We start from the raw sequence: 25529 nt of genomic DNA, 5'->3' as shown, positions 1-25529 counted from the left end.
CGCTAGCGACGTCTCTTTCCTGATGCATCCTTCGAGCGCAGCGCATCAAGGACCAAAGAGAAAGCGGGTGAAGGCTGACGCCGACTCGGATAATAGAGGTAATAACCCTCAAACGGTGCACACCAATCATCCAACACTCGGATGAGCCGACCTTCATCGATATGGGGCGCAAACTCTTGCTCAGGGAGGAAGGCAATACCCAAGCCCTCCAGCGCAGCTTGTACGATATGCGGGGTACTATTGAGCGTGACCTGTCCCTCGACGCGGACATTGAGCTCCTTCCCTTTGCGGCCGAACTCCCAGACATAAAGGCCACCGTGCGTGGGAAAGCGCAGGTTGATACAGCTGTGCGTTGTCAGGTCTTGCGGCCGCTTAGGCTTTGGATTTTTGGCAAAGTAACTCGGTGCAGCGACTGCCGCCATGCGCAACTTGGGACCGATCGGTACTGCAATCATGTCTTTGTCGATGGTGTCGCCCAAGCGTACGCCGGCATCGAAGCGGTCAGCCACGATGTCCCTGAACCCGTAGCTAACGTCGAACTCAACCTGGACATCTGGATATTTATGGAGCAAAGGCGCGACTTTTGGCAGCAGCGTAGTCTTCAGTACATGGTCCCCACAGGTTATTCGCACTATGCCTGCGGGCTTATCGCGCAGCTCTGTCAACACCTCAAGCTCTGCCTCAATCTCCTCGAAACGATGCCCGATCGCCTGTAACAGGCGTTCGCCAGCAACTGTAGGGGAAACGCTACGCGTGGTGCGGGTCAGCAGGCGTATCTCCAAACGGGCCTCAAGGCCGCTGATGGCCTGACTCAAAGCCGATTGTGTCACGCCCAGCAACGCAGCCGCCCGCGTGAAGCTTCCTTCACGGGCGACGGTGACAAAGGAGAGAAGATCATTGAGGTTGCGCTTAATCATGTGCCTAGTCTCTCACGACAATCTCATTAGCACCACTTATAGACCCTTTAAGCATTAGTTAGCTAGTCGCGACTTGGTGAGCACGCGAGAATGAAGGCCACTAATTGCACAAACGATTCAGTCCGCGACAAGTCAGCCACTTTACGTAAACAAGGGCAGCGCCCCCACCCCGCACACTGGAGGAAGGGCGCCGCAACGCCACTCCAGGCCACCAACGCAATCTAAAATATGCGTGCCTGCACCAGCAGTGAGCGACTTTTTCATCCCAATCAAGCCTAATCATTACAGGCGAACAGGAGAGGAAATTTCCAATGACTGAGACCAGCGAAACTGGCAATTCAACCGCCTTCTTGGACAGCACGGACGTTAGCCGTCGAAACATGTTGAAGATGACCGGCACTGGAATCGCGGTATTGAGCGTAGGCAGCATTGCGGCCGATGCGGTCGCCGCCCAATCACAGCTGAACCTGACCGACAAGTGGGACAAGACATTCGCAAAAAGCAGCAAAGTCGACCACACGAAAGTAACGTTCAAGAATCGCTACGGCATCACCTTGGCTGCTGACCTTTATCGACCAAAAAATGCCAATGAAAAGCTGGCGGGGATAGTTGTTTGCGGCCCATTCGGGGCGGTGAAGGAGCAGTCGTCCGGCCTCTACGCACAGACCATGGCGGAACGCGGCTTCATCACTTTGGCATTCGATCCGTCCTACACCGGCGAAAGCGGCGGCGAACCGCGTAATGTCGCATCGCCAGACATCAATACAGAAGATGTCAGTGCCGCTGTTGATTACCTAGGTCTGCTAGCGGCAGTTGATCGCGATCGCATTGGCGTCATCGGAATATGCGGCTGGGGCGGAATGGTTCTGAATGCCGTCGCTGCGGACAAGCGCGTCAAGGCGGTTGTTGCCAGCACCATGTACGACATGACTCGCGTTATGTCCAAGGGCTACAACGACAGCGTAACCCTTGATCAGCGTACTCAGACCTTAGAGCAGTTGAGCCGCCAGCGCTGGGTGGATGCCGAAAAAGGCGCTCCGGCCTACCAGCCACCCTACAACGAACTCAAGGGTGGCGAACCGCAGTTCGCGGTGGACTACCACGATTACTACATGACGAAGCGCGGCTTCCATCAACGCTCGGTCAATTCCGGCAATGCTTGGACGATCACGACCCCCATCTCGTTCATGAACATGCCGATACTGACCTACATCAAGGAAATCTCGCCACGCCCGGTGCTGTTCATTCACGGGGAAAAGGCCCACTCACGCTACTTCAGTGAAACCGCTTATGCGGCAGCCGCTCAACCCAAGGAGCTCGTCATCATCCCGGGCGCCAATCACACCGATCTGTATGACCGTGCAGATGTGATCCCCTTTGACAAGCTGACCTCGTTCTTCAAGCAGCATCTGGCCTAAGGATTCAAAGCTCCACGCCATGACGGTGCGCGTTCGACCATGGATAGACCGAAGTTCATTGCACTGCGCCGAAAGCATTACGCGAATAGCGCCCCCTGCTGCTTGCGAGAGCAATGTTCGCTTCGATGTATTCAAGGTCGGACCCACCAACCTACCTTGGCAAGCACAGCAAGTTGCCAATTGAACAAGGAGGTTTGCAATGACAACTCGACGCGACTTTCTCTCCGGGCTTGCGGTAGCCAGCGCAGGGCTCGCCCTGGGCAGCACCGCCACGCTTGCCAGCCAGGCATCTGGCGGCGTAAGCGTGCCTACTCAAACCCACTCCACGACTCCTATGAGGACCCTCATGAAGACCGTGCCACTAGGTGGCTGGGGCACTCCTCCTTTTTCATACAACTGGACGGTCAACGCATCCTGATCGACCCGGTCTTCAGCACCAACGCCGCACCGGTGCCTGGCGCCGTCCGCGCGTTCGATGGCACTAGCCTTTATAGCGCACAGGACATGCCGCAGATCGATGCCCTGCTGATCAGCCACGACCACTACGATCATCTGGACTACCCGACCATCGTTGCCCTACGCCCCAAAGTCCGTCATGTGATCGTGGGGCTTGGGGTAGGCGCGCATTTCGAGGCTTGGGGGTATGACCAGGGCAACGTCCGCGAGGCCGACTGGAACGAGGTCGTCGCGCTAACTCCACAGGTACAGATACACATCACCCCGGCGCGTCATTTTTCGGGTCGTACGCTCACTCGCGACCAATCCCTATGGGCCGGTTATGCGCTAGTTACCCCCAAGCACCGGTTTTTCTTCAGCGGCGACTCAGGTTACGGACCACATTTTTCCGAGATCGGCCAACGGCTTGGCCCATTCGACTGGGTGGCTCTCGACATGGGTCAATACGATGCACGCTGGGCCAACGTCCACATGAATCCAGAGCAGGCGGCACAGGCGGCCGAAGACTTGGGAGCGAAGGTACTGATACCCGCGCATACCGGCCGTTTTTCGCTTTCTCCGCATGATTGGAACGACCCGTTCAAACGCATCACGGCTGCCAGCCAGGGCCGCACCTACGCGCTTTGGACACCAGAGATCGGCCAGCCAGCTTACCTGGATGGCCGCACACAGACTTTTACACCTTGGTGGGAAGGCCTAGTACGGTCGGATGTCGCGCTCGAGCCAAGGAAGTGAAGGCAAGCGCTCTTACCATCCCGAAGCAATCCCCAAGCCGTCTATTTCCGGCTGAGGAACAGCTTGTTCGGAGTTTACCTAGTGATCCAATCTAACAATGAGACTAACGACACCCGCTTCGCTTGCGTGGGATGCGGCGCCTGTTGTCGCGGTCGGTTTGTGCCTCTGACCCTAAACGAAACGCATGCTTGGCTCCGTCGTGGCCATTCCGTTGCCGTGTTGCTGGAGGCATTCGACGAGACAGCGTGGCCCCAAGGGGCACCTGAATTCGACTACAACACATTGCGATCAGCGCCGGTCACATGCGGATCTGCCTCACTGCAAGTGATCGCAATCTTCGCGGCCAATGTCATCCCTCAATGTCCCAATCTCGGGGAGGATGATCTCTGCTCCATCTATGCCGAGCGGCCTCTGGTCTGCCGGATTTACCCAATGGAGATCAACCCATTCATTGCTCTGTCACCATCCTCAAAAGATTGCCCTCCTGAAAGCTGGGATCAAGGAGCCCTGCTGGGCTCTGATCGCGAACTCACAAATCAGATCTTGCAATCTCGTCAGGCAGATCGAGACGATGCTCAACGGAAGATTCAATTATGCGAGGCGATGGGACTGACAGTCGCAGCGTGGAAAGGTAACGGACTCACCATCCACATGCCCACGAGTGAGGCAATGCTGGTCGCCCTTGAGAGCCTCGAGGCCAGGGATTCGTCGCAGTCTACATGGCGTATCAAAGCAGAAGATGAAGATCTGCTGGAAGCGCTCGAGCGTCGTTCTTACGCCCTGGAAGGGGGTGCCAGCACAGACTTCATTTTCCATCAGCTGTAAATTTGAAGCGCCAGAATCAACACAACTCAGACATTCAACCCGAGGAAGATCCAGCACGTATCAATCCTCGGTTACTGCCCTCGTATCCAAACACTGCAGTAGATACGCTCTGCACGCTCGTAAGCTACTTTTCTCAGCCCCCCATACAAGCCCCGTTTGATTAGCCTGGCTAATAGGCTCTTTAAGCATTAGTTAGCTAGTTCCAATCTGTTTGCCAGGGGAAAATAGACCCAGGGCTTATACGAGCCTTAGTACAACGTACAACCGAGGCAGAGGTATCACTGCCAAGACGATCACATGACAAAAAGTCACCCCACCTAGGGGTTAGGTCGATCAGTGCTCTGGGGCTCGCTACGTTGCTGCCACTCATGAACACAACGATGCACTCTCAAGGCCTCACTGCTGCCTGGGTCACTTCAATTCGCCATGCCCTTCTTCAGCAGATTTGCATGCTCTATTACGCTTTCGAAACAGGAAAAATCAAAGAAACCCCATGACTTCCAGTAGCTCAGACATACCTATGCAAGCGTCAATCGAAGCGGTTGATGGCGAAAAACCCGCCTTCTGGAGCGGTGTATTTGCGATGTCACTCTGCGTGTTCGCACTCGTCGCCTCCGAATTCATGCCCGTCAGCTTGCTGACTCCTATCGCTGGCGATCTTCGAATCACAGAAGGAATGGCTGGACAAGGCATCGCAATCTCCGGCGCTTTCGCAGTGCTGACCAGCCTGTCGATTTCGGCCCTGGCCGGAGATATGGATCGCAAAAAGCTGCTTCTGCTGTTGACAGTGTTAATGGGTGTGTCTGGCTGCATCGTGGCATTGGCACCTAACTACGTAACATACATGGTAGGTCGCGCACTCATTGGCGTCGTAATCGGTGGTTTTTGGTCGATGTCGGCAGCCATGGCGATTCGATTGGTACCTCCCAACCAAGTACCCAGAGCCCTGGCCATATTCAACGGCGGCAATGCACTGGCAACCGTGATTGCTGCTCCGCTGGGAAGCTATCTAGGCAGCATCATCGGTTGGCGAGGGGCGTTCTTCGCCTTGGTCCCCGTGGCCGTGATTACATTGGTTTGGCAATGGCGCGCGTTGCCTTCTCTGAAGCCAGAGGCCCGGGCATCTGGTACTGGCAACGTATTCAAAGTGCTCAAAAGCCGCACTGTCGCCTACGGCATGGCAGGATGCGGAGCATTCTTCATGGGACAGTTCGCACTGTTCACCTACTTGCGTCCATTCCTTGAAACGGTGACCAAGGTCAACGTGTCCACGCTGTCACTGGTTTTGCTGGTGATCGGAATAGCAGGCTTTGTTGGCACCATAATCATCGGCCAGGTTCTTGAACGCAGCCTTTACCGCCCCCTCATGATCGCTCCGATTCTGATGGCTGTAATTGCGGTAGCTCTGATTGGGTTCGGAGGCTGGATGATACCCGTCGCAATTCTACTGGGCCTGTGGGGGCTGGTAGCGACGTCCGCTCCGGTAGGTTGGTGGAGCTGGATCGCGCAGACAATGCCAAACGATGCCGAAGCGGGTGGCGGACTGATGGTCGCGGTAGTCCAGTTTTCCATCGCTTTGGGGTCCACCATTGGTGGAGTGCTGTTCGATAGCAACGGCTATCAAAGTACCTTCATCGCGAGTGCCATTGTATTGCTGGTTGCATCTCTCCTGACCTTTAAGACATCGCGGGTGCAAGCGCAAGAAAATGCCTAGCCCGCCTGCACTTTGCAAAGAGGCGCTTATGAATTGCGACACTATCTGTAACCGCGCCGCGGCTCAACGCGGCACGACGGAACTGCAAGCCCGCCCCTTTTCTGGTGGCCGGAGGGGAGTCCGACAGTGTGCAGTGGCAATGCTTTTCTTTGCACTGTGGGGTGCCCCAGCCGCGTACGCGGCTGGGGCCTCGCAGCCTGATACACCTGCAGAGGTTGTAACAGATACGCTCGTGAGTTCGGAGAAATCACGTATGTTGATGACCATTGGCGAACGTCGTTTCGTCATCACCTTGGCCGACAACGAGGCCGCGCGCGCATTCGCTTCCCTTTTGCCGCTGACGCTGGACATGGAGGAACTCAACGGCAATGAGAAGAAGAAAGAGCTGCCGCAAGCACTGCCCACATCGGTGATCCGCCCCGGAAGGATTAATACCGGCGACCTTCTGCTCTGGGGGGACCGCACCGTGGTTGTCTTCTACCAGACTTTCAACTCCCCCTACTCCTATACCTCCCTGGGCCACATAGATGATCCAGCCGGGCTAGAGCAAACCGTTGGACGTGGCGATGTGCGGGTAGTGTTCTCCAAGAACTAGCTGCGGATGAAACACTGGAGACCTCGTATTGAAGAGTCTTGCGTGGTGATTCATGCACTGACGTATCAGGATAAGGGACAGCACGGTCTGGCTGAGATACCAAGTAAATAAAGGATGAGCGAGATGAAAAATGTGTTGTTGCTAGGCGCCAATGGACATACCTCCCGAGAAATCATTCCCCGCTTGCTTGAGCAGAACGACGTGCATTTGGGGCTGTTCCTGCGCCGGGCCGAACGTCTCAAATACCTTGCCAGAGAATGCGTCGACATTATCGAGGGCGACGCCCGAGATCCTGAATCGCTGAAGAAGGCTATCCAGGGTCAAGACATCGTGATCTGCACGATGGGGGGCATGGACCTCGGTGAGAAAATTCGGACGGTGGTCCATGTAATGGAAGAAGTGGGCGCTCCACGGATCATCGCGATCAGCGCGGGTGGCATCTACGACGAGTTACCCGAACCGTTCAATACATGGGACAAAGGAATGACGGGATACACCAGACCAACCAATCTGCAAGCAGCTGAGGAAATCGAGAATTCTTTGCTCAAATTTACCATCCTGCGCCCGGTTTGGCTGAGCGATCAGGCTACGGATGCCTTCGAACTGACGCGCAAAGGTGAAGAATTCAAGGGCACAGAGACCACACGTTCAAGTATTGGCCGTTTGATAGCCGATATCGTGCGCAACCCTGACCTCCACGTTGGTGAGAACCTGGGAATAAGCTTGCCTTCTACCGACGGAGATAGGCCAGCGGCATACCGCTGATCGTCGAACGACTTGGCGGTTCGATAGTGACAGATCAAGCCCCTCAGCAAAGCAATTGATGCGTGTGCAGGAGAACCGAAGTCATTCCTGAACAGGCGATTGTATGCCCACCCTTTGCTTACAAAAGATCGATTTATCAACCGACTGATTACAGGTGAGCCATGGAGCTGAAAATCAACCAGAAGACCTATCAGGTCGAGACCGACGCCGACACGCCGCTGCTGTGGGTGATTCGTGACGAACTGGGCCTGACTGGTACCAAATATGGCTGCGGCTTGGCCCAGTGCGGCGCCTGCTCGGTACTGGTGGACGGCAATGTGGTACGCGCCTGTGTCACACCGGTGGCCGGCGTTGCCGACCGCGAAGTGACGACCATCGAAGCCATTGAAGACGACGAAGTGGGCAGGCGCGTCGTGACCGCCTGGGTCGAGCACCAGGTCGCCCAATGCGGTTACTGCCAGTCCGGCCAGGTGATGGCAGCTACCGCACTACTCAAGCACACCCCGCAGCCGAGCGATGCGCAGATCGATGCGGCAATGGTCAATCTCTGCCGCTGCGGCACCTACAACGCCATCCATGCCGCCATGGATGATCTGGCCCGCGGGGGCAAAATCTGATGAAGACGCCCAATTACGACCTTTCGCACTTACCCGCTGGCGAAACCGTCAACCTGTCCCGTCGACGCTTTCTTGGCGGCGCCGCCGTCGGTGCGCTGGTACTGGGCTTCGGCCTGCCGATGGGATCCGCTCGGGTCCAGGCTGCGATCACAGCGACAACCGAGCGAGGCACGCAAGTGCCAGCGTTCCTGGAAATCCGCCCGGACAGTACCGTGCGCCTACTGTGCCCCTTCATGGAAGGCGGGCAAGGTACCTACACCGCCATGGCACAGATCGTCGGTGAAGAGCTAGACGCCGACCCGTCCACCTTCGTGGTCGACAGCGCCCCACCCGGCGAAGCCTACATCGTCACGGAGAATGGAATGCGTGTTACTGGCGGCAGCATGTCGGTGCGCATGAGCTATCCGATCATGCGGCGCCTAGGCGCCCTGGCGCGGACAATGCTGATGCAAGTTGCGGCCGCCCAGTGGGGCGTGCCTGTGACCGAACTGTCCACCGAACCTGGCAAGGTGTTGCACGCGGCATCCGGTCGAAGTCTGTCCTACGGGGAGTTGGCCGAGCAGGCGATGGATCTGCCTGTTCCAGATCCAGCCAGTGTCAAACTGCGTGACCCAAGCCGGTTCCGCTGGATCGGTAAGCCAGTGCGCCGCATCGATGCCTACGACAAATCCACCGGCAAGGCTCAGTACAGCATCGACATCAAAGTCGACGGTATGCTCCAGGCCGCAGTCCAACATGCACCACGCTTGGGAATGACTGTAGGTCACCTGCGCAACGAAGCACAGGTCAAGACCATGAAGGGCGTGCATTCGGTGCATCAGTTGCCAGGTGCTGTCGCAGTGGTCGCCGAACGTTGGTGGGACGCTAAACGTGCCGTGGAGGCGCTTCAGGTCGACTGGCAGGAGCCAGGCCCCAACTCCAAGGTACGGCCGATGCCCAAAGACTTCTCCAGCGATGCCTGGCGCGAGCATCTGGCCGCCCAGCGCGGTCCAGGTCGCGACGACGAGAATCAAGGGGATGTGGCTGCCGTTCTCGCCAATGCCAAGACGATTGTGGAGGCTAGTTACCACAACCAGTACCTTAATCATGCACAGTTGGAGCCACCGTCAGCCATCGCGCGCTTCAACCGGGATGGTTCACTGGAGGTGTGGCTGCCCAATCAGGCGCCAGACATGTTCCGCGACGACATCGTCAAACGTACCGGCCTGGCGCCCGAGCAGATAACCCTGCACTCGCCGCTTCTAGGTGGTTTCTTCGGACGCCATTTCCTATACGACTCGGCCAATCCTTACCCGCAAGCCATTTTGCTGGCCAAGGCTGTCGGCCGGCCAGTCAAGCTGATCTGGAGTCGCGAAGAGGAGTTCTTGCGCGATGTGCTGCGGCCCGTCGCCGTAGTCAGGTTCCGCGCAGCATTGGATGACAAGGGTCTGCCAATCGCCCTTGAAGCGGTGAGTGCAACAGAAGGGCCTGTCGAAGGCGTCGCCAACAAGCAGAGCGATACTGTCGATCACACAGCCGTCGAAGGGCTGTCCGGCAAAGCGTACGCCATCCCGAACAAACGCACAGCGCAGATCTATGTCAAAGGCCCAGCTATGCTCGGCTACTGGCGTTCGGTGGGCAATTCGCTGAACGACTTCTTCTATGAAGCATTCCTTGACGAATTGGCAGACAAGGGCGGCAAGGACCCTTTCGAGCTGCGCCTGCACCTGCTGCGTGAAAACCCGCGACTGACCACTCTGCTGCAGGCTGTGGGCGACCTGTCCGGGGGCTGGAAGCGCGGGCCGTTCACTGCCGAGGACGGCAGCACACGCGCGCGTGGGGTGGCGATGGCCTCACCGTTCGGTACACACACCGCGGTTATTGCCGAAGTCTCCATCGAAAATGGTCAAGTGAAGGTGCATGACATCTGGCAGGCGATCGATCCGGGCAGCATCGTCAATCCGGCGATCGTCGAAGCACAAGTCAACGGTGCGGTAGCGCTAGGGCTTTCACAGACCCTTCTGGAGGAAGCCGTGTGGATTAACGGCACCCCTCGGGCACGCAACTTCGACCTCTATCCAATATTACCGCCCCAGCGCATGGCTCGAGTACATGTACGCATTGTCGAGAGCGGCGAAAAAATGGGTGGCATTGGCGAGCCGCCACTGCCGGCTGTGGCTCCCGCCGTGGCCAATGCAGTGGCGCAGCTCACGGGTCAGCGTGTGCGCAGCCTGCCAATGAGCCGCCACAGTTTCAGTTGACCGGAAAAGGACAGCTCCATGATCCAACGTAGTTTCGCAAGAACCGCGAGCTGGTTGACACTGCCCTGCCTGCTCGCGGCAGGCCTATTGGCTTGGTACGTCACCCGCGTGCCTGCCACCCCGTTCGTCAACGAGCAGAACGTCAGCTTTGAGCCAGCGCTGGTCAGCCGCGGCGAGTATGTGGCCAGGCTCAGTGACTGTGTCGCTTGCCATAGCCTGCCCGACGGAAAGCCCTTCGCCGGCGGGCTGACAATGGCCACGCCACTGGGTGCAATTCACGCCACCAACGTCACTCCGGACCCTACCACCGGCATCGGCAACTACAGCCTCGCCGACTTTGACCGCGCCGTGCGCCACGGCATAGCGCCAGGTGGGCGCCGGCTCTACCCTGCCATGCCCTACCCTTCCTACGCCAAGCTCAGCGATGACGATGTGCGTGCATTGTATGCCTTCTTCATGAAGGGCGTGCAGCCTGCGCAACAGGCGAACATCCCCAGTGACATACCCTGGCCGCTGAATATGCGCTGGCCGATAGCGCTGTGGAACGGAATGTACGCCGCGACTACGCCGTATGCCACCAAGGACGGGCAAAACCCACTATGGAACCGTGGTGCCTACATCGTCCAGGGGCCCGGCCATTGCGGCAGTTGCCACACCCCGCGTGGGCTGGCCTTCAACGAAAAAGCCCTGGATGAGGGGGGCAAGCCGTTCCTGGCGGGCGCGCTGCTCGATGGCTGGTACGCGCCAAGCCTGCGCAACGACCACAATACCGGTCTTGGCCGCTGGAGCGAGGCCGAGATCGCGCGTTTCCTCAAGACCGGGCGTAACAAGCACGCAGTGGTCTATGGCTCGATGACCGAAGCCTTCAACAACTCTACCCAGTTCATGAGCGATGACGACCTGGCCGCGGTTGCCCATTATCTTAAATCATTGCCGGGCGACCCACAGCGTGACGGTGCCCCCTGGCGGTACCAGGCCGTTTCTGCTGGGGAGCGCCTGAGCAGCCCCGGCGCCCACACTTATGTGACTCGCTGCGCCTCGTGCCATGGCCTCGATGGCAGGGGCCAGGCCGAATGGATGCCGCCACTCGCCGGCGCGACCTCAGCGTTGGCCAAAGAGAGCGCTTCGGCGATCAACATCACCCTCAACGGCTCGCAGAGGATCGTCGCCGCCGGCCTGCCGGATGCCTACCGCATGCCAGCATTCCGCGAACACCTGTCTGACCAGGAAATTGCCGATGTGCTGAGTTTTGTCCGCAGCACTTGGGGTAACCAGGGCGGTGCGGTGGATGCACAGGCCGTCGGCAAACTGCGCGGGCATACCGACCCGGCCAGCAGCAGCCCGATAATCTTGCACATGCGCTGAGGAATACTGCCAATGGAAAGTATCGACCTACTGGTTCTGCGCACCGCCCGCGACTGGCTGCAGGCTGGGCAGCGAGTATTGTTGGCTACCGTGGCCCGTACTTGGGGATCGTCACCCAGACCAGTTGGGTCGATGATGGCCCTGCGCAATGACGGCCGAGTGATTGGCAGCGTGTCCGGGGGCTGTATCGAGGATGATCTCGTCCATCGCTACACTACGGCGTACCAGGGTGAAGGAATCCCGGAGGGACCACCACGTGTGGTCCGCTATGGTGTCAGTGCCGATGAAGCTCACCGATTCGGCTTACCTTGCGGCGGTACCCTGGAGTTAATCCTCGAATTCAGCCCGTCATTGTCGAGCCTGGGGCAACTGCTGCCCCGCCTGGATGCAGGCAATCTGGTACGTCGCCAGCTAGACCTCGGCAATGGGAAGGTTCAGCTGACGACTACCCACACGCCCGAGCAATTCAGCTTCGATGGCGAGAGCATGACCAATACGCTGGGCCCCGGCTATCGCATGCTATTAATCGGTGCTGGCGCGCTGACCGAATACCTCGCGACCATGGCCCTGTTCAACGGCTTCAAGGTGACTGTATGCGACCCCCGCCGGGAATACATGGACAGTTGGACCATCGCGGGCGTGGAGAAAACTGTCGGCATGCCGGACGACGTGGTCAGAGCGTTTGCCCCCGACTTGCGCAGTTGCATCGTCGCCCTCAGTCACGACCCTAAGCTAGACGACCTGGCCCTGCTCGAAGCTTTGCATAGCCCAGCTTTTTACATTGGGGCGATAGGCTCACGACGCAACAGCCAGCTTCGTCGTGAGCGTCTGATCGAACACTTCGGCGAAACCGCAGTATCGCTAAAGCGCCTGCACGGCCCAATTGGCATCTACATCGGTAGCAAGACGCCTGCGGAGATCGCAGTCAGTGTCATGGCTGAGGTGCTAGCCATTAAAAATGCTGTGGAGTTACCGCCGGAAATGAACGTAACCCTGGCAAAACGCGGTCATGCTCGAGACCGCTTGGCAATTTGAACGAGGTTTGCCCTATAGCCGTGTAAACGTGCCAAGCGCATCTTGGTGGAAGGCTATAGGGCACTTTAACGTTATCAGGGTCACACTCGATCATTCTTTTGCCAACAGGATTCTTGGAAAGGCTGAGGGCTAGATAAACCACCCAGCCCTCTCTATCAGTAGAGAGCCTCAGCCACCACGGATGATTTCCAGGACTGCATCGGTGATTTGTCGGGTAGTCGCGCTGCCACCTAGATCCGGGGTTTGCAGGCCACTTTTTGTAACGGTTTCAATGGCAGTCATTAGCTCCTGCGCGGCACTTTGCTCACCCAGATGTTCAAGCATCAGCGCAGCGGTCCAGAATGTTGCGATCGGGTTCGCTACCCCTTTGCCAGTAATGTCAAAGGCCGAACCGTGGATCGGCTCAAACATAGACGGAAATTTACGTGATGGGTTGAGGTTTGCTGTAGGTGCGATACCTAGGCTTCCCGATAGCGCTGCGGCAAGGTCGGAGAGAATATCAGCATGCAGATTTGTCGCCACGATGACGTCGAGCGAGCCAGGCTTAAGGACCATTCTGGTGGTTACGGCGTCCACCAGTTCCTTGTCGAACCGAACGTCCGGAAAGTCTTTTGCTACTTCGAAGAAGATCTCATCCCAAAGTACCATTCCGTGCCGCTGAGCGTTGGATTTGGTCACCAGAGTCAGATGCTTGCGCGGGCGACTTTGAGCGAGTTCGAAGGCAAATCGGTGAATACGTTCAACACCGGTGCGAGTGAAGACAGAGACTTCGGTCGCCACCTCCTCCGGCAGCCCCTTGTGAACCCGCCCGCCGTTCCCGGAGTACTCCCCTTCGGAGTTTTCCCGCACAACGACCCAGTCAATCTGCTCACCGTTATGCAGAGGACTTTTCACACCTGGCAACACTCGAGCCGGCCGCACGTTGGCATATTGATCGAATCCTTGGCAAATGGGCAGTCGCAATCCCCAGAGCGAGATATGGTCTGGAACGTTGAGTGCCCCCACCGCGCCGAAGAAGATCGCGTCAAATGTCGCCAATTCATCGAGCCCACCATCTGGAATATATTGTCCGGTGGCCAAGTACTGCTCCGAGCTCCAGTCGAAGTGCTTAAAATCCAAGCTAAACCCGGAGCGTTTGGAAAGTGCTTGCAGTACTTCCACGCCAGCTGCGATGACTTCTACACCAATTCCATCTCCCGGAACGGCTGCAATCTTATAGGCACTCATAACCATGAACCCCACTTAAAATTTATCTGCACACTCCACGAACCGGCGCTCCGGACAGGGTGCAAGCCGAGTATAAGCAATGAGCTAATTTTCGATATTAATAAAAAATTACGACATTCGTGAATGGGCGGAAATAATGAGCCAAACGACGCTGGATCTGTCTTTTTTCCACTTGCTGGCGAGTAACGGCAGCCTCGCGGCCGCAGCACGCGAGCTCGGAGTAACGCCTCCTGCCGTCAGTAAGCGCCTGTCAGCACTGGAAGCCCGACTGGGTGTTCGCCTGATCAATCGCACCACCCGTTCGATGAGCCTCACCTCCGACGGCGAGCTGTACTTCTCACAAGCTGCGCGGATCCTTACCCAGATCGAAGAGCTTGAGCAGAGCATCAGCAACCGACGATCCACACCCAAAGGTCTGATCCGCGTGCATGCGTCACTCGGTTTTGGCAGGCGTCACATAGGCCCTGCGCTCGCGGCGTTTTATGCTTTGTACCCGGAAGTTGAAATCCAGTTAGAGATCAGTGACCACCCGGTTGACTTGGCAAGCCATGCGTTCGATCTAAGCATTCGCTTCGGGACTCTTCCGGACGCAGCTCTCCACGCCCGAAAAATTGCCTCGAATCGCCGACTCCTGTGCGCATCACCAATCTACCTGGAAAAACATGGCACGCCGCAGCGACTGACCGATCTACAGAAACACAACTGCATCTTCCTACGCCAGAATGAGACTACTCATGGGGTATGGAGCTTTACCAATGGTGGCCGCGAGCAAAACATCAAGATTCGCGGAGCCCTTGGTTGCAATGACGGTGAAGTCGCGTTGAATTGGGCTTTGGACGGCTACGGGATACTGCTGCGCGCCGAGTGGGACATTGCTAGATACGTGCGCAGTGGTCGTCTGCGCCTGGTACTCGAAGACCAGACGCCCACACGTGCCGATGTTTATGCGGTGTACCCGCAGCAATTGCATATGTCAGCACGTGTACGGAGGCTGATCGACTTTCTAGTAGAGCGTTTCAAGCACATCGATCACCTTGAAAGCGCTGCTCTGAGGTGACCAATACTGGCAACCTGGTAATGAAACGCTCAGAGGATGGATAGCGGATAATCGAGTATCACCCGCACCTCATCGATATCAACGTGTCGATAACCTGTCGAGGCTCGGTGAGTAGCCTGGCGAAGTCGAACGGCCAGATTCCTAGCAGGTCCGGATTGCACGACATACCTGACCTCAACGTCCCGTTCCCAGTGTCGAGGATTGGAACCCTCAGGATAGGAATAGCGCTTGATGTAGAAGTGGTTATCACTGTCACTATTGGAAATCTGGTCACCGCGAATGTAACGCGTCGTCAATGACAGCCCCGGTACACCCAAAGGGGCGAAATCCAAGTCATACCGCAATTGCAGCGAGCGCTCGTTGGCTTCAGTGAAGGTGGAGTACTGAACGGCGTTTGCCAGCATGACACCTCCACCTTGGGTACCGAAGCCAACCCAATCCATCGGTTCGTTACTGTCGACCTTTTGATAGGCGAACGTCAGGGTATGGGCCAGGTACCGATATCCTACCGCCAATGACCACGTCGTGTTTCGAATGCTGTCCGCCAACGCCTGCCCAGTATCAGTCGTGCGATAGAGATTACCGTCCAGGGTTAAGGTCGACTTGGTCGATAACGGCAGTCTGTAGCTCATCCCTCCGTAGTATTGATGCCAGACATCTTCCAGCTCCGATGCATAACCGGATATCTTGAGTTCAGGGGATGGGCTGTATCTGATGCCTGCATAATTTATTGCTTTCAGCCGAATCGGCAACCCGTAATCCAGAGTGAGCCGGTCATCGTTGTTGGTAGAGTCAACACCTCCCTGAGCATAGAAGTGGCCAGCGTCGACGTGGACATTTCCTCGATCCCATCTAAGCATCCAGCCGGTGGCGGAGCTGGGAAACAGCCTGGCGGTGTTTACAGCCAGTACCGGTACGTTGGGAAACAGATTGCCATACTGCAGCACGGCACTTTCGTACTTCAATTTGATCGCTGCGCCTGTCTTGAGGTAGTCCGTTTGTGGGTGACCTTCACCATCCAGCGGCATGAGCCTCAAGCCTGCCCGTCCACCACCACTATCGAGCCGAATGCCAAGAAAGCCGTACGCATCGAATCCCACACCAATCACCCCAGGAGTAAAACCCGAAGCAAGATTGGTCATGATGCCTTGCGCCCACTCCTCCGAGCGACCGCTGCGTAGGGCAGCAGGTTTGAACGTATTGGTACCTGTCGCGCTCGAGTGGCCGTGCCGAAAATCGCGATTGAAATAGAAGTTTCGAAGCGTCGCGGACACTTTCGTATCTCTGAGGAAGTCAGGCGTTCGATTGGTATCAGCATCGGCGCTGGCCTGAAAACAGGCGAGCGAAATCAGCACGCCGAGGGGCGCGAAAGGCTTGATCATGAAAGGGCATCCCGTCTTATTGTTTTTTGAGGGGTGATGTCAGACCGACATTCCGGAATTTGCTGAAAGCAGTTCAGTCAGCAAGGCAAGACGAGATTTAATATATCTCGCAGTATGGGATTTATCAATAGTGAAAAATTTCCGACCCGTCATTAAGAATCCGATGACTCCCAGATGCCATCGAGCCCGAACCGATCGTTGTCCTGCAGTCGACGGATTAGATATTGACGGAAACCCTCTGCTACAGGGGATACAGCCCGGTTGTTGGTGTGGTAGATGCAGACTTGGCGAGTGTCCGCAGGCTTGCTGATCGGTCGCATTACGAGTCCGAACTTTCGAGCCAGAATTCCGACATAGGCCGGGGCTAACGTCGCTACATCACCCATGGCAGCAAGCCCCAATGCGGTGCTGATGTTGTCGACGATATCCACGGGAATGATCTTCTGTGTAGACAACGAATCCGCATGGGTGAGCGCCAATGTGCGCTCGTAGTCCCTGCCAGCAACCACTAAGGGAAATTCTCGTAACTGAGCCCAGGTGAGCCCCTCACCGGTGGCCAACGGATGTGCTGGGCTGCACCACAATACCCATGGTGATTTGAACAAAGCCGTACGGACGACATCCCCCTGATTTGGGTAATCAGACCCAATCGCCAAGTCTGCATCGGCATTGCTGACCATATCGACCAGGTTATCAACCGATGCATCGCGAATTCGGATCACGACCTTAGGCCGGTCACGGGTATACGCCTGAATCGTCGCAGGCAATACGAGACTGGCGAGGATCAACGGCGCAGCTATCCGCACCACGCCGGCAGCGCGGTTACTAATGTCATCAACGGCAGTCTGCGCCAATTGCAGGTGCTTGAGCACACTCAGGGCAGAGGGTAGGAACTCTCGTCCGGCAGGCGAAAGGCTCACACTTCGCGTGGTGCGATCAAACAACCTCAGACCGACTGCCGCCTCCAAGTCCGCCACCAATTGGCTGACCGCAGACGACGAAAGATTCAAGTGCTCGCCCGCCTCGCGGAAACTTCTCACTCGAGACACCTCAACGAAAGCTGCGAGCTGGCGTGTAGTGAAGCGCAGGTGCGACATCGAGAAACTCACTATCCAATTTTTCTTAATAATAGACCGTTATTCATCGCTTGTTGATCGTACCCCCCCCCTGCACATTGATCGTGCTTGCAAGCAAATAGGAGGGGCGAATGTCCCCCGTTCCGCCAATAACAAAAGCACTTGCAGAGGTCACATAATCCATTATGTCTACTGTCGATTTAAGTCATCTCTTCGCCCGTCACGTGGCTGACGCTCGTTACGACACCATCCCCCCCGAAGCGATCGAGGGTGCAAAAAAATCTCTTCTCGACACCTTTGGCGTCATGCTCGCAGGCAGCGGCATGGAGCCTGCCGTCAAAGGCGTAACCGACATCATCTTCGAAAATGGCGGCAGGGCCGACTGCGACGTATTTGGCTTTCGTCGCAAGGTACCTGCTCCGATGGCAGCATTTGCAAACGGCGTGCTCGCCCATTGCCTAGATTACGACGATCAAACACCTTGGGGGGCGCACCCAGACAGCTCGGTGATACCCGCTGTGCTCGCTGCAGCCCAATATAAGGGGGGCGTCAGCGGTAAAGAGCTATTGACTGCCATCGCGGTGGGCCAAGACCTGTTCGTTCGCTTGCGATGCAACGTCCGATGGCGTCAGGACTGGAACCTTTCGTCCGTCGTAGGCGTGTACTCCGCAACCGCTGCAGCAGCTCATATCTTGGGTCTTACAGCTCCGCAGATCGCTCATGCGTTCGGAATTGCCAGCATGCAGTCGGCCGGCACAATGGAGGTGATCTTCGGAATCGGCAGCGACCTGAGAGGCATGTATGCAGGTTTCACCGCTCAAGGCGCTCTGCAGGCTGTCCTAATGGCACGAAATGGAATCACCGGTGTTGAACATTTGTTCGAAGGACCATCGGGCGTCTTCAAGGTCTACTTTGACGGTGAGTATGACCGCAACAAGATGCTCGCGGGCCTTGGTCAGACCTACCTTGGTGGCTCAACGCTGTACAAGGCCTGGCCAGCGGTCGGCAACGTCCACACTTATATCCATGCGGCTATCGAGTTGATGCGAGAGCATCAATTAGCTGCACAAGACATCGAACAGATTCGCGCCTACGTGGGGGACTTCCACATGCGCATGTGCACACCTCTCGATGTTCGTCGGGCACCCAGGACGCTGGTGGATGCCAAGTTCAGCTTGCCATTCTGTGTTGCACTGGCGCTTCACCACGGCGCAATCAGGATCAAAGACTTCACCGCTGACTCACTCACAGACCCAAGTGTCCTTGGCCTCGCTGAAAAAGTGGTGCCGGTGGAGGACAGCGCTTATGACTGGACATGCAAGATCCCAGACGGCTGCCTGGAACTGATTATGCGCGATGGGCGAGTGCTGAAGAAAGTTGGCAGCAATGTGCCCGGCAGCCTGGAGGCGCCGTTGAACTGGCAGGTCCTCGGGGAGAAATTCAATGAATGCGCGGCCGTAGCCGCCACTGCGATCACCCCAGCAACAGCGCAAAGGACTGCCCAGCTCGTGCAGTCGCTAGAGACCGTAGAACGGGTCCAGGACCTCTTCGACATGCTGGTCCGTTAGTTCTACATCCATCTTTCGCCCTCCTACTGACAAAGTGAGAATCAACATGAATCGTTTCAACGGCAAAGTGGTACTGGTGACGGGTGCAGCGAGCGGAATCGGTGCGGCCTGTGTGCAACGCCTGTATGACGAGGGCGCCTCGGTAGCGCTGGCAGATATCAACCCTCAACTCATCGACGAAGTGGCGTCGCGTTTCACCGATACAGAGCGGGTGTTCGGCGCTGCGCTCGATGTTTCCAGTCCAGAGCAGACCACGGCATTCGTCGCAGCGGTGCAAAAAAAATTCGGTCAACTAAATGGTTTGATCAACTGCGCAGGTATCAAGGGCGTAGGTAGTGTCTTGGACGCGGACATCGAAGACTGGAAAAACGTCATGGCAGTAAATCTGGATGGCACATTCCTGATGTGCCAAGCCTTTGCCAGAGCCGTACGCGACGACCAGACGAGCAGAGCCATTGTCAATATTTCTTCAGGCGCAGGGATACTTGGTGTCCCTAACCGCATGCCCTACGTCGCATCGAAATTTGGTGTGTCAGGTATCACTCGCACCATGGGAGCAGAACTGGGCCCTTATGGCATACGGGTCAATGCTATTGCGCCTGGCATGGTGCGCACGCCGTTCACCGCCTACATGTTCAATGACCCGGAAAAAGCCAAGCGTATCCGTGCGGCGCACGCTATTGGCCGTGAAGGTGAACCGGAAGAAATCGCTGCTGTGGCTGCGTTCCTACTGACAGACGACGCCAGCTTCATGACCGGTGCAGTGGTGAGCGTTGACGGAGGACAGACGGCCTGTATCGCTTCTGTCTAACCATGCGCGCATCAGCTCCTGGCGAATTAGCCTGGGGCTGATGCATTAAAGCGATGACCACTCCGCACAAGAACAAGAATGGAGACTTTCAATGTCGAATCATGAAGCCTCAGCCGTCAAAAAAGCTTTCCGACGCCTGATTCCTTTGCTGATGATCTGTTATTTCGTAGCTTATCTGGACAGAGCCAACGTCGGCTTCGCGGCACTCCATATGAGTGAAGACATCGGTCTGACCGCTGCAGCTTTCGGCTTGGGCGCGGGCTTGTTCTTCCTCACCTACTTCATATTCGAAATTCCCTCAAACCTGATGCTGTCACGGTTCGGTGCGAGGCGCTGGATCGCACGGATCATGCTGACTTGGGGCATCATGTCGGGGGCGATGGCTTTCGTCTCCGAGGAGTACGGTTTTTATACTTTACGCTTGCTACTCGGTGCCGCTGAAGCTGGCTTTTTCCCCGGCATTACCTATTTCTTAACACTCTGGTTTCCAGCGCAATATCGCGCACGGGTAATGGGCGCATTTCTGTGTGCAGCCCCAATTTCGCTGTCCATAGGTGCACCGATCTCGGGAATTTTGCTGGGGCTGGATGGCGTGCTCGGCATCGCTGGATGGCGCTGGATGTTCTTCCTCGAAGCGCTTCCTGCGGTCTTACTGGCGTTCGTGGTGCTGCGCTATCTGGCTGATCGCCCTGCAGACGCCAAATGGTTGACACCGCGGGAGAAAATTGCCCTTACCGAGCAACTGGAATTGGACGCAGTCAAACGCCCTCCTGCCCACGGAAACATGTTGTCGGCGTTGTTCAGTCTACGTGTACTGATGCTGGGGGTCGCTAATTTCTCCGTGGTGGTCGCCAGCTACGGGGTCAGCTTCTTCCTCCCGCGCATCGTCAAAGAATTCGGCTTGAACGATCTGCAGACCGGGCTGCTGGCTGCCGTCCCTTACGCGGCGGCGGCAATCGTCATGGTCGCTTGGGGACGCCGCTCGGACGCTAAAATGGAACGACGTTTCCATACCGCCGCCCCCATCGTATTCGCCAGCTTAGGTCTGGTCGCTGCCGCCCTGATGACCGACCCGGTGGCACGGATGATCGCTTTCAGTTGCGCCGCCGTCGGATGCTGGGCAGCAATGTCACCTTTCTGGTCATTGTGTTTCAGTCACATACCAACCCGAACCGCGGCAGGGTCGATTGCTGCCATCAATGCGATCGCTAATCTCGGCGGTTTCATGGGCCCCTCGATAATGGGTTTTTTCCGAGATCGCACGGGTGACTTCACTGCCGGATTACTGGTGCTGGCGGCTATCACCTTCGTAGCAGTGATTATCATATTGATGATTACCCGCTGCGCTGCAGACAGAACCATCCGATTCGACCCGAAGTCAGTCACTAACTAAGTCCTGAAAAAAGACGGCGCCTACCCAATCCGGGTGACGCCGTCCATATTCCGACTCCGATTTCAGCCGACGCTAGGATTTGATCTCGAACTGCTCCAAGCGGCTGGATATTTCTCTCGCGGCACGTTTCACCGAGAGGACCGCCCGCTTGACGTCGACATCCTTCCGCTCTTTCTCATCCCAAGCAACGCCAACGCTACCGAGGACGACGTTGCTACTGCTCATAATGGGCGCGGCCACACCAATGACTCCTGGGTTGAACTCGCCCACCGTGATGATATGACCGTCCTTCTTAATCTTGCTGAGCCCGCTGCGAAAAGCCTCCCAGGTGGATCCCAGCCCTGCGTTCTCGATGTCCAACTGACAACGGCTATAGAGGCTTTTCAGACGATGATGCGGAAAGTACGCCAGGATCACCTTGGAAACTGCCCCCTGAAACAACGGTCGCCTCTGCCCGCGGCAAAATCGGTTTTCTGGGCTCAGCGGTGCACGGTGCTCCCTGATGCACAATACGGAATCTCGGAACGCTGTACACAACAACGCCGAGTGACCGATCGTATCGACCAGTTCTTCCAGTACACCTTTACTGGCCAATACCAGCGGGTCGGTATTTCGAATCTGCAAATCCAGTTCGATAATTCGCGAACCCAAGACGTAGTTACCGGTGCCCACCGTGCTCAGCAAGCCCGCGGAATGCAGCGTCTTAATGTACCTATAACCGGTCGACCGCGACGTTTCCAGCGCTTCGATGATCGCGGCCGTCGACCAGGCAGGATGCTCGGAGGTGAACAGGTCCAGGATGCTGAGCATTTTTATAAGGCTGCTGGCACCATCCCGGGAATGTTCTTCCTTGTCACCTTCAAACCCCGTTTCCACTTCAAGCATGTTGTCCGCTGCCATCGTTCAGTAACCCCTGCCTTCAATCATGCTCGCAGCGAGCGGCCGCAGGACGAAAGGCATTGCTTGCGTCATGACCGGCAGTAGCCGCGAAAAATCTCAAATTATAGGAAAGATGATCTTCAATGCAAGGTCCGCGGCATAGATAGCCCGCGGACTCACATGAGCTGCCGCTGCAGGGTCGGGGAGGCACCCGGTCTGCAAACGAGGGAAGTGTGTCAGAAACTCGACTGGACCTTGAAGCCAACTACAACGGCATCATCTACTTCATTCACGCCGCCGGGATGACGGACGTACTGAACGTTTGGACGCACCGTCAACCAGTCCGCCACATGTACGCCGTAATAGATCTCCGCGTTGTACTCGGTGTCTTGAACCGGCTGGAATGCAGGATCGTTATAGTCACTCACGCCGTTGAGTTCGTTGGCGAGGCGCGTACGCTTCTGAGCGTCGTCGTTGACATGAATACGCGCCAAGCCCACACCGATATCATCCTTGGGCCGCCCATCGAACAGCCCTTTGTAGATCATTCCGACCTGTTGGTAGCTATCGACATAGTTGGTGTCCTTGTCGTGGAAAGTCACACTACCGAACAAGCTCAATCCACGACTGGCATCGCTGGCATGACTAGTCACCTGCTGTTGGGCCACGAACCAACCGCCATGCTTGCTACTATGCGTACGGAACGCGCCGCCCGAGACTGGCTGAGGTTGACCATCAGCGCCTTCGAACACATCGTTAGCCTTTGGCGTACTTTTGTAATAGCCCACACGGTACTCGCCAGGGAGACCGTTCACCTTAGGCGACCAGACCAGTTCGACCGGGATCAGGGTGCCGCGCGAGCCGCTGCCACTCATTTTGAAGCCGTTGCCGATCTCCAAATTCGAGGGGTTCTGATCGAATGCAGCGACCTGGAAATACAGCTCTGGGGTAAGGTTGTACTTCACGCGCAAGCCCCATTGCGATACGGGCCAGTTGTACCAGACATCACCAATCCAGTTGCCGACCTGCGAACCGCAAAACGCAAGGTTCTGGAAATCGCAGGGGAAACTGTTGAAGTCTTCGCCCGGATTGAAACGCCCGAGCTTGATGTCCAGCTGCTCATCCAAAAACTTCTTCTTCAACCACAATTGTGTGAGCCGCCAGGTCTGCCCCCGCCCCCACACCTCCTGCACGGAACTAAACATACCTGCACGAGGATCGCTGATGCGATCGTTGCTCAGGTTACGACCGCTGCGTTCAGTAACTGCCAGTTTGAACTCTGTATCCGACCATCCCAGGATTTTTTCAAGGTCCATGTGCAGGCCGAATGCAAACTGGTCGGCGTAGCGGACTGTCTGATCGTCATTATAACCTCCGCTGACGTTGGTCGCAGTGGAGGACGTGTAGAACAAGGAAAGGTCGTAACCCTTCTCCAGAAGTTCATTTCTCACCCCTCCCCAGTCACCCGTCATGTATTTTGAGTTTACATCGAACGCGTCAGCCGCGAAAGTATTGCCGGCGAGACCTAGTGCACCCAATAGCACAGCATTGGAGTACAGGCGATTCTTGCCCACACTATAAATATTCTTACCCATCTTGTGTTCCTCTATTTTATTTTTATTTGACGCGAACTCAAGCCTGCTGGTAGCCTCGTAACTGAACCAGCATTCAATAGGACTATCTAATAACACGGGGCCTGACAGGCAAACTGTACAGGCCTTAGAGAAAAACCATCAGTGCTTGAATAAGGGGTGGAAATAATTATCTTCAATCAGGCCTTCAGTAGCTTTTAGGAACTCTTGCACATGCGGTGCATTCACATGTGCCTGGAAGTCCTCCGCGCTTTCCCACTTTTCAATGAAGACGAAACGCCTAGGCTCCGTTTGATCGACATACATTTCGTACTGCAGGACGCCCTTTTCCTGCTGGCCAAGCGGAATCAATTTTTCAAGGGCAGTTTTCACAGCTTGCAAATGTTCCGACTTGGCGAGGGTAACGGCAACACAATACACTTCACTCATTGTCAATGACCTCTGGATAATTTAACGCAACAACCGCAACAATTCGGTCGCATCCTCGGCTTGTTCAAGGACTTCAGCCATTTTCAATGCCTGCAATACTGCAGGCTTGGGTACAGCGCTGTACGCCACCGAGGCACACTCTGAAAATTTCGAGGACAATGCGCCCCAGTCCATGGGACTCTCGGTGCTTCCAGGGATATGGGTACCGAAAGTAGACCAAGTCCGTCCGTCGTTGGACACCACTTCGACGAAACCTGGTGGCAGGTCCAGCTTCCAGTCCAGACGGGGATCCGCAACCAGAACGATTTTCCGAGCAGTGGCGAGAACCTCAGGATCACGAAGGCCAGCCTGAGTAAAATCGGACACACTCATGCCCCGGCGCACGGCGGCAACGGCGACAAGGAACGGCAGGCTGAACTTCGCATCGGCCAGGGTAGCCGGTGCAATCCGCTGCTCGATGGGTTCGCACATGAGTGCATGGTAGTCACCCACGGATAACCGAATCTGAGCGATGTCCGCGCTGCTCAACCGCTGTTCAGTGACGATATCAATAACCGCCTTCATATGACTGTGAGCAGTACCCACCGAAGGCCAACGCTTGTATAGCGTGCCGGCACCCAAATAATCGGTCCCGAGCCCGTGCAGGATCTTCGATCGATCATAACGACCGTCGAAATAGGTATTGAAGAATCCATATTCGCCTTCAAACAGGCGGACAATCCCCGGCACGCCTTTTTCCGCCAATAGAGTGGCTAATACCGCGCCTTTGGCTGAGAAGCCGGCGTAAAGGCCGCGAAGATCGCTGCCGGTACCACAAACCATCTCCATGATACCCGAGCACTGCAGACTGGCGATGCCGAGCGCATTCCCAACCTGGGCCGGCGTAAACTGCAGGAGACGTGCCGATGCTGCAGTAGCGGCGAAGACCCCCAGGACCGTCGAGAGATTCCAGTCCTTCTTCCAGCCCACATTGCATCGCAGTCGCGCGAAGATGTCCTGCCCTACCGCGACCGCCGTGATCAGTTCCTTGCCTGATACACCGCCACGGCGCTCCGCCAAGGCCAACAATGCCGGCACGATGGAGCTTGCCGCATGCTGCCCCCAAGGCGTCTGATCGTCGTAGTCCAGGCAATGAGCGAGCGCGCCGTTGGCTAGCGCCGCCATCATGGCGGGCGCTCGTCCACCGAAGCCGAGAATCGTACACTCAGCCGCGCCACCGGACTCACGTACGACCTCGATCACCCCTTGGACCGCAGGCTCCATTCCGCTGGCGGCAAGCATCACCCCCAACGTGTCGATGATGCTTTTTTTGGCCGCCTCGCGTGCCTCCGTAGGCACGTCTTCGTAGCGGGCCTTAGCGGCGAACTCGGCGAAATGCCGTGCGATATCCAAAGATTCGTCAGTGATGGAAGTATATGGAGCTTGCATGTTCA

The 25529-nt window shown here is 56.5% G+C and carries 23 protein-coding genes; 15 read left to right on the top strand and 8 right to left on the bottom strand.

The window, feature by feature from the left end; genetic code table 11:
• Window positions 1-2: 2 nt before the first annotated feature.
• Entirely contained in the window at window positions 3-917 is a 915-nt protein-coding gene (locus ACNQPL_RS00705; RefSeq protein ID WP_416465280.1) for a LysR family transcriptional regulator, read from the bottom strand.
• Window positions 918-1228: 311 nt separating this feature from the next.
• On the opposite strand from ACNQPL_RS00705, the gene ACNQPL_RS00700 reads away from it, so the two are divergent.
• The 11 genes from ACNQPL_RS00700 (at window position 1229) to ACNQPL_RS00650 (ending at window position 12682) form a co-directional block, all read left to right on the top strand.
• Window positions 1229-2335 carry an alpha/beta hydrolase gene (locus ACNQPL_RS00700; protein WP_416465278.1) on the top strand — a complete coding sequence of 369 codons (1107 nt, stop codon included), beginning with the start codon at window positions 1229-1231 and terminating at the stop codon, window positions 2333-2335.
• Between the two features lie 199 nt (window positions 2336-2534).
• On the top strand, window positions 2535-2753 hold the full coding sequence (locus ACNQPL_RS00695) for a twin-arginine translocation signal domain-containing protein (RefSeq protein ID WP_416465521.1): 219 nt from the start codon (window positions 2535-2537) through the stop codon (window positions 2751-2753).
• Window positions 2705-3526 (top strand): MBL fold metallo-hydrolase, encoded by an 822-nt coding sequence (locus ACNQPL_RS00690; protein WP_416465519.1) that lies wholly within the window; start codon window positions 2705-2707, stop codon window positions 3524-3526. The genes ACNQPL_RS00695 and ACNQPL_RS00690 overlap by 49 nt, the downstream gene beginning before the upstream one ends.
• An 81-nt stretch (window positions 3527-3607) precedes the next feature.
• Window positions 3608-4351, top strand: a complete 744-nt coding sequence (locus ACNQPL_RS00685; RefSeq protein ID WP_416465276.1) for a YkgJ family cysteine cluster protein — start codon at window positions 3608-3610, stop codon at window positions 4349-4351.
• A 520-nt stretch (window positions 4352-4871) separates the two neighbouring features.
• On the top strand, window positions 4872-6065 hold the full coding sequence (locus tag ACNQPL_RS00680; RefSeq protein ID WP_416465517.1) for an MFS transporter: 1194 nt from the start codon (window positions 4872-4874) through the stop codon (window positions 6063-6065).
• 253 nt (window positions 6066-6318) lie between these two features.
• Window positions 6319-6660 (top strand): cyclophilin-like fold protein, encoded by a 342-nt coding sequence (locus ACNQPL_RS00675; RefSeq protein WP_416465275.1) that lies wholly within the window; start codon window positions 6319-6321, stop codon window positions 6658-6660.
• 123 nt (window positions 6661-6783) lie between these two features.
• A complete protein-coding gene (locus ACNQPL_RS00670) occupies window positions 6784-7425 on the top strand; it encodes an NAD(P)H-binding protein (RefSeq protein ID WP_416465273.1) in 642 nt (213 codons plus the stop codon).
• Window positions 7426-7586: 161 nt separating this feature from the next.
• Window positions 7587-8042: a (2Fe-2S)-binding protein gene (locus ACNQPL_RS00665; protein WP_416465271.1), complete on the top strand. Its 456-nt coding sequence runs from the start codon at window positions 7587-7589 to the stop codon at window positions 8040-8042.
• Window positions 8042-10282: a molybdopterin cofactor-binding domain-containing protein gene (locus tag ACNQPL_RS00660; RefSeq protein WP_416465269.1), complete on the top strand. Its 2241-nt coding sequence runs from the start codon at window positions 8042-8044 to the stop codon at window positions 10280-10282. The genes ACNQPL_RS00665 and ACNQPL_RS00660 overlap by 1 nt, the downstream gene beginning before the upstream one ends.
• Before the next feature lie 18 nt (window positions 10283-10300).
• Complete coding sequence (locus ACNQPL_RS00655) at window positions 10301-11647, top strand: c-type cytochrome (protein WP_416465267.1); 1347 nt, start codon at window positions 10301-10303, stop codon at window positions 11645-11647.
• Window positions 11648-11659: 12 nt separating this feature from the next.
• Window positions 11660-12682, top strand: a complete 1023-nt coding sequence (locus ACNQPL_RS00650) for an XdhC family protein (RefSeq protein ID WP_416465265.1) — start codon at window positions 11660-11662, stop codon at window positions 12680-12682.
• 168 nt (window positions 12683-12850) lie between these two features.
• Here the strand turns inward: ACNQPL_RS00650 and ACNQPL_RS00645 are convergent, their stop codons facing one another.
• Window positions 12851-13909, bottom strand: a complete 1059-nt coding sequence (locus ACNQPL_RS00645) for a tartrate dehydrogenase (protein WP_416465263.1) — start codon at window positions 13907-13909, stop codon at window positions 12851-12853.
• 136 nt (window positions 13910-14045) lie between these two features.
• Between ACNQPL_RS00645 and ACNQPL_RS00640 the strand changes: the two genes are divergently transcribed.
• Window positions 14046-14966 (top strand): LysR family transcriptional regulator, encoded by a 921-nt coding sequence (locus ACNQPL_RS00640; RefSeq protein ID WP_416465261.1) that lies wholly within the window; start codon window positions 14046-14048, stop codon window positions 14964-14966.
• A gap of 29 nt (window positions 14967-14995) precedes the next feature.
• On the opposite strand, the gene ACNQPL_RS00635 is transcribed toward ACNQPL_RS00640, so the two are convergent.
• The gene (locus tag ACNQPL_RS00635; RefSeq protein WP_416465259.1) at window positions 14996-16348 is read right to left on the bottom strand and encodes an OprD family porin; all 1353 of its coding nucleotides are present in this window, start codon (window positions 16346-16348) and stop codon (window positions 14996-14998) included.
• Between the two features lie 152 nt (window positions 16349-16500).
• A complete protein-coding gene (locus tag ACNQPL_RS00630) occupies window positions 16501-17445 on the bottom strand; it encodes a LysR family transcriptional regulator (protein WP_416465257.1) in 945 nt (314 codons plus the stop codon).
• Window positions 17446-17609: 164 nt separating this feature from the next.
• Here ACNQPL_RS00630 and ACNQPL_RS00625 point away from each other — a divergent pair, with 164 nt between their 5' ends.
• The 3 genes from ACNQPL_RS00625 (at window position 17610) to ACNQPL_RS00615 (ending at window position 21196) form a co-directional block, all read left to right on the top strand.
• On the top strand, window positions 17610-18992 hold the full coding sequence (locus ACNQPL_RS00625) for an MmgE/PrpD family protein (RefSeq protein WP_416465255.1): 1383 nt from the start codon (window positions 17610-17612) through the stop codon (window positions 18990-18992).
• A gap of 46 nt (window positions 18993-19038) precedes the next feature.
• A complete protein-coding gene (locus tag ACNQPL_RS00620; protein ID WP_416465253.1) occupies window positions 19039-19803 on the top strand; it encodes an SDR family NAD(P)-dependent oxidoreductase in 765 nt (254 codons plus the stop codon).
• 91 nt (window positions 19804-19894) lie between these two features.
• Window positions 19895-21196 (top strand): MFS transporter, encoded by a 1302-nt coding sequence (locus ACNQPL_RS00615; protein WP_416465251.1) that lies wholly within the window; start codon window positions 19895-19897, stop codon window positions 21194-21196.
• 72 nt (window positions 21197-21268) lie between these two features.
• Here the strand turns inward: ACNQPL_RS00615 and ACNQPL_RS00610 are convergent, their stop codons facing one another.
• From ACNQPL_RS00610 to ACNQPL_RS00595, 4 genes are all read right to left on the bottom strand, one after another.
• Window positions 21269-22096 (bottom strand): IclR family transcriptional regulator, encoded by an 828-nt coding sequence (locus ACNQPL_RS00610; RefSeq protein WP_416465249.1) that lies wholly within the window; start codon window positions 22094-22096, stop codon window positions 21269-21271.
• A 215-nt stretch (window positions 22097-22311) separates the two neighbouring features.
• Entirely contained in the window at window positions 22312-23670 is a 1359-nt protein-coding gene (locus ACNQPL_RS00605; protein ID WP_416465247.1) for a carbohydrate porin, read from the bottom strand.
• A gap of 138 nt (window positions 23671-23808) precedes the next feature.
• Window positions 23809-24096 (bottom strand): putative quinol monooxygenase, encoded by a 288-nt coding sequence (locus tag ACNQPL_RS00600; protein WP_416465245.1) that lies wholly within the window; start codon window positions 24094-24096, stop codon window positions 23809-23811.
• Between the two features lie 21 nt (window positions 24097-24117).
• The gene (locus ACNQPL_RS00595) at window positions 24118-25524 is read right to left on the bottom strand and encodes an MmgE/PrpD family protein (protein ID WP_416465243.1); all 1407 of its coding nucleotides are present in this window, start codon (window positions 25522-25524) and stop codon (window positions 24118-24120) included.
• Window positions 25525-25529: the final 5 nt, after the last annotated feature.

It is taken from the genome of Pseudomonas sp. LFS044 (genome assembly GCF_047978245.1).
GTDB lineage: Bacteria > Pseudomonadota > Gammaproteobacteria > Pseudomonadales > Pseudomonadaceae > Aquipseudomonas.
Note: the sequence above shows the minus strand (reverse complement) of the source record. Positions and strands in the feature narration are given on the sequence as shown.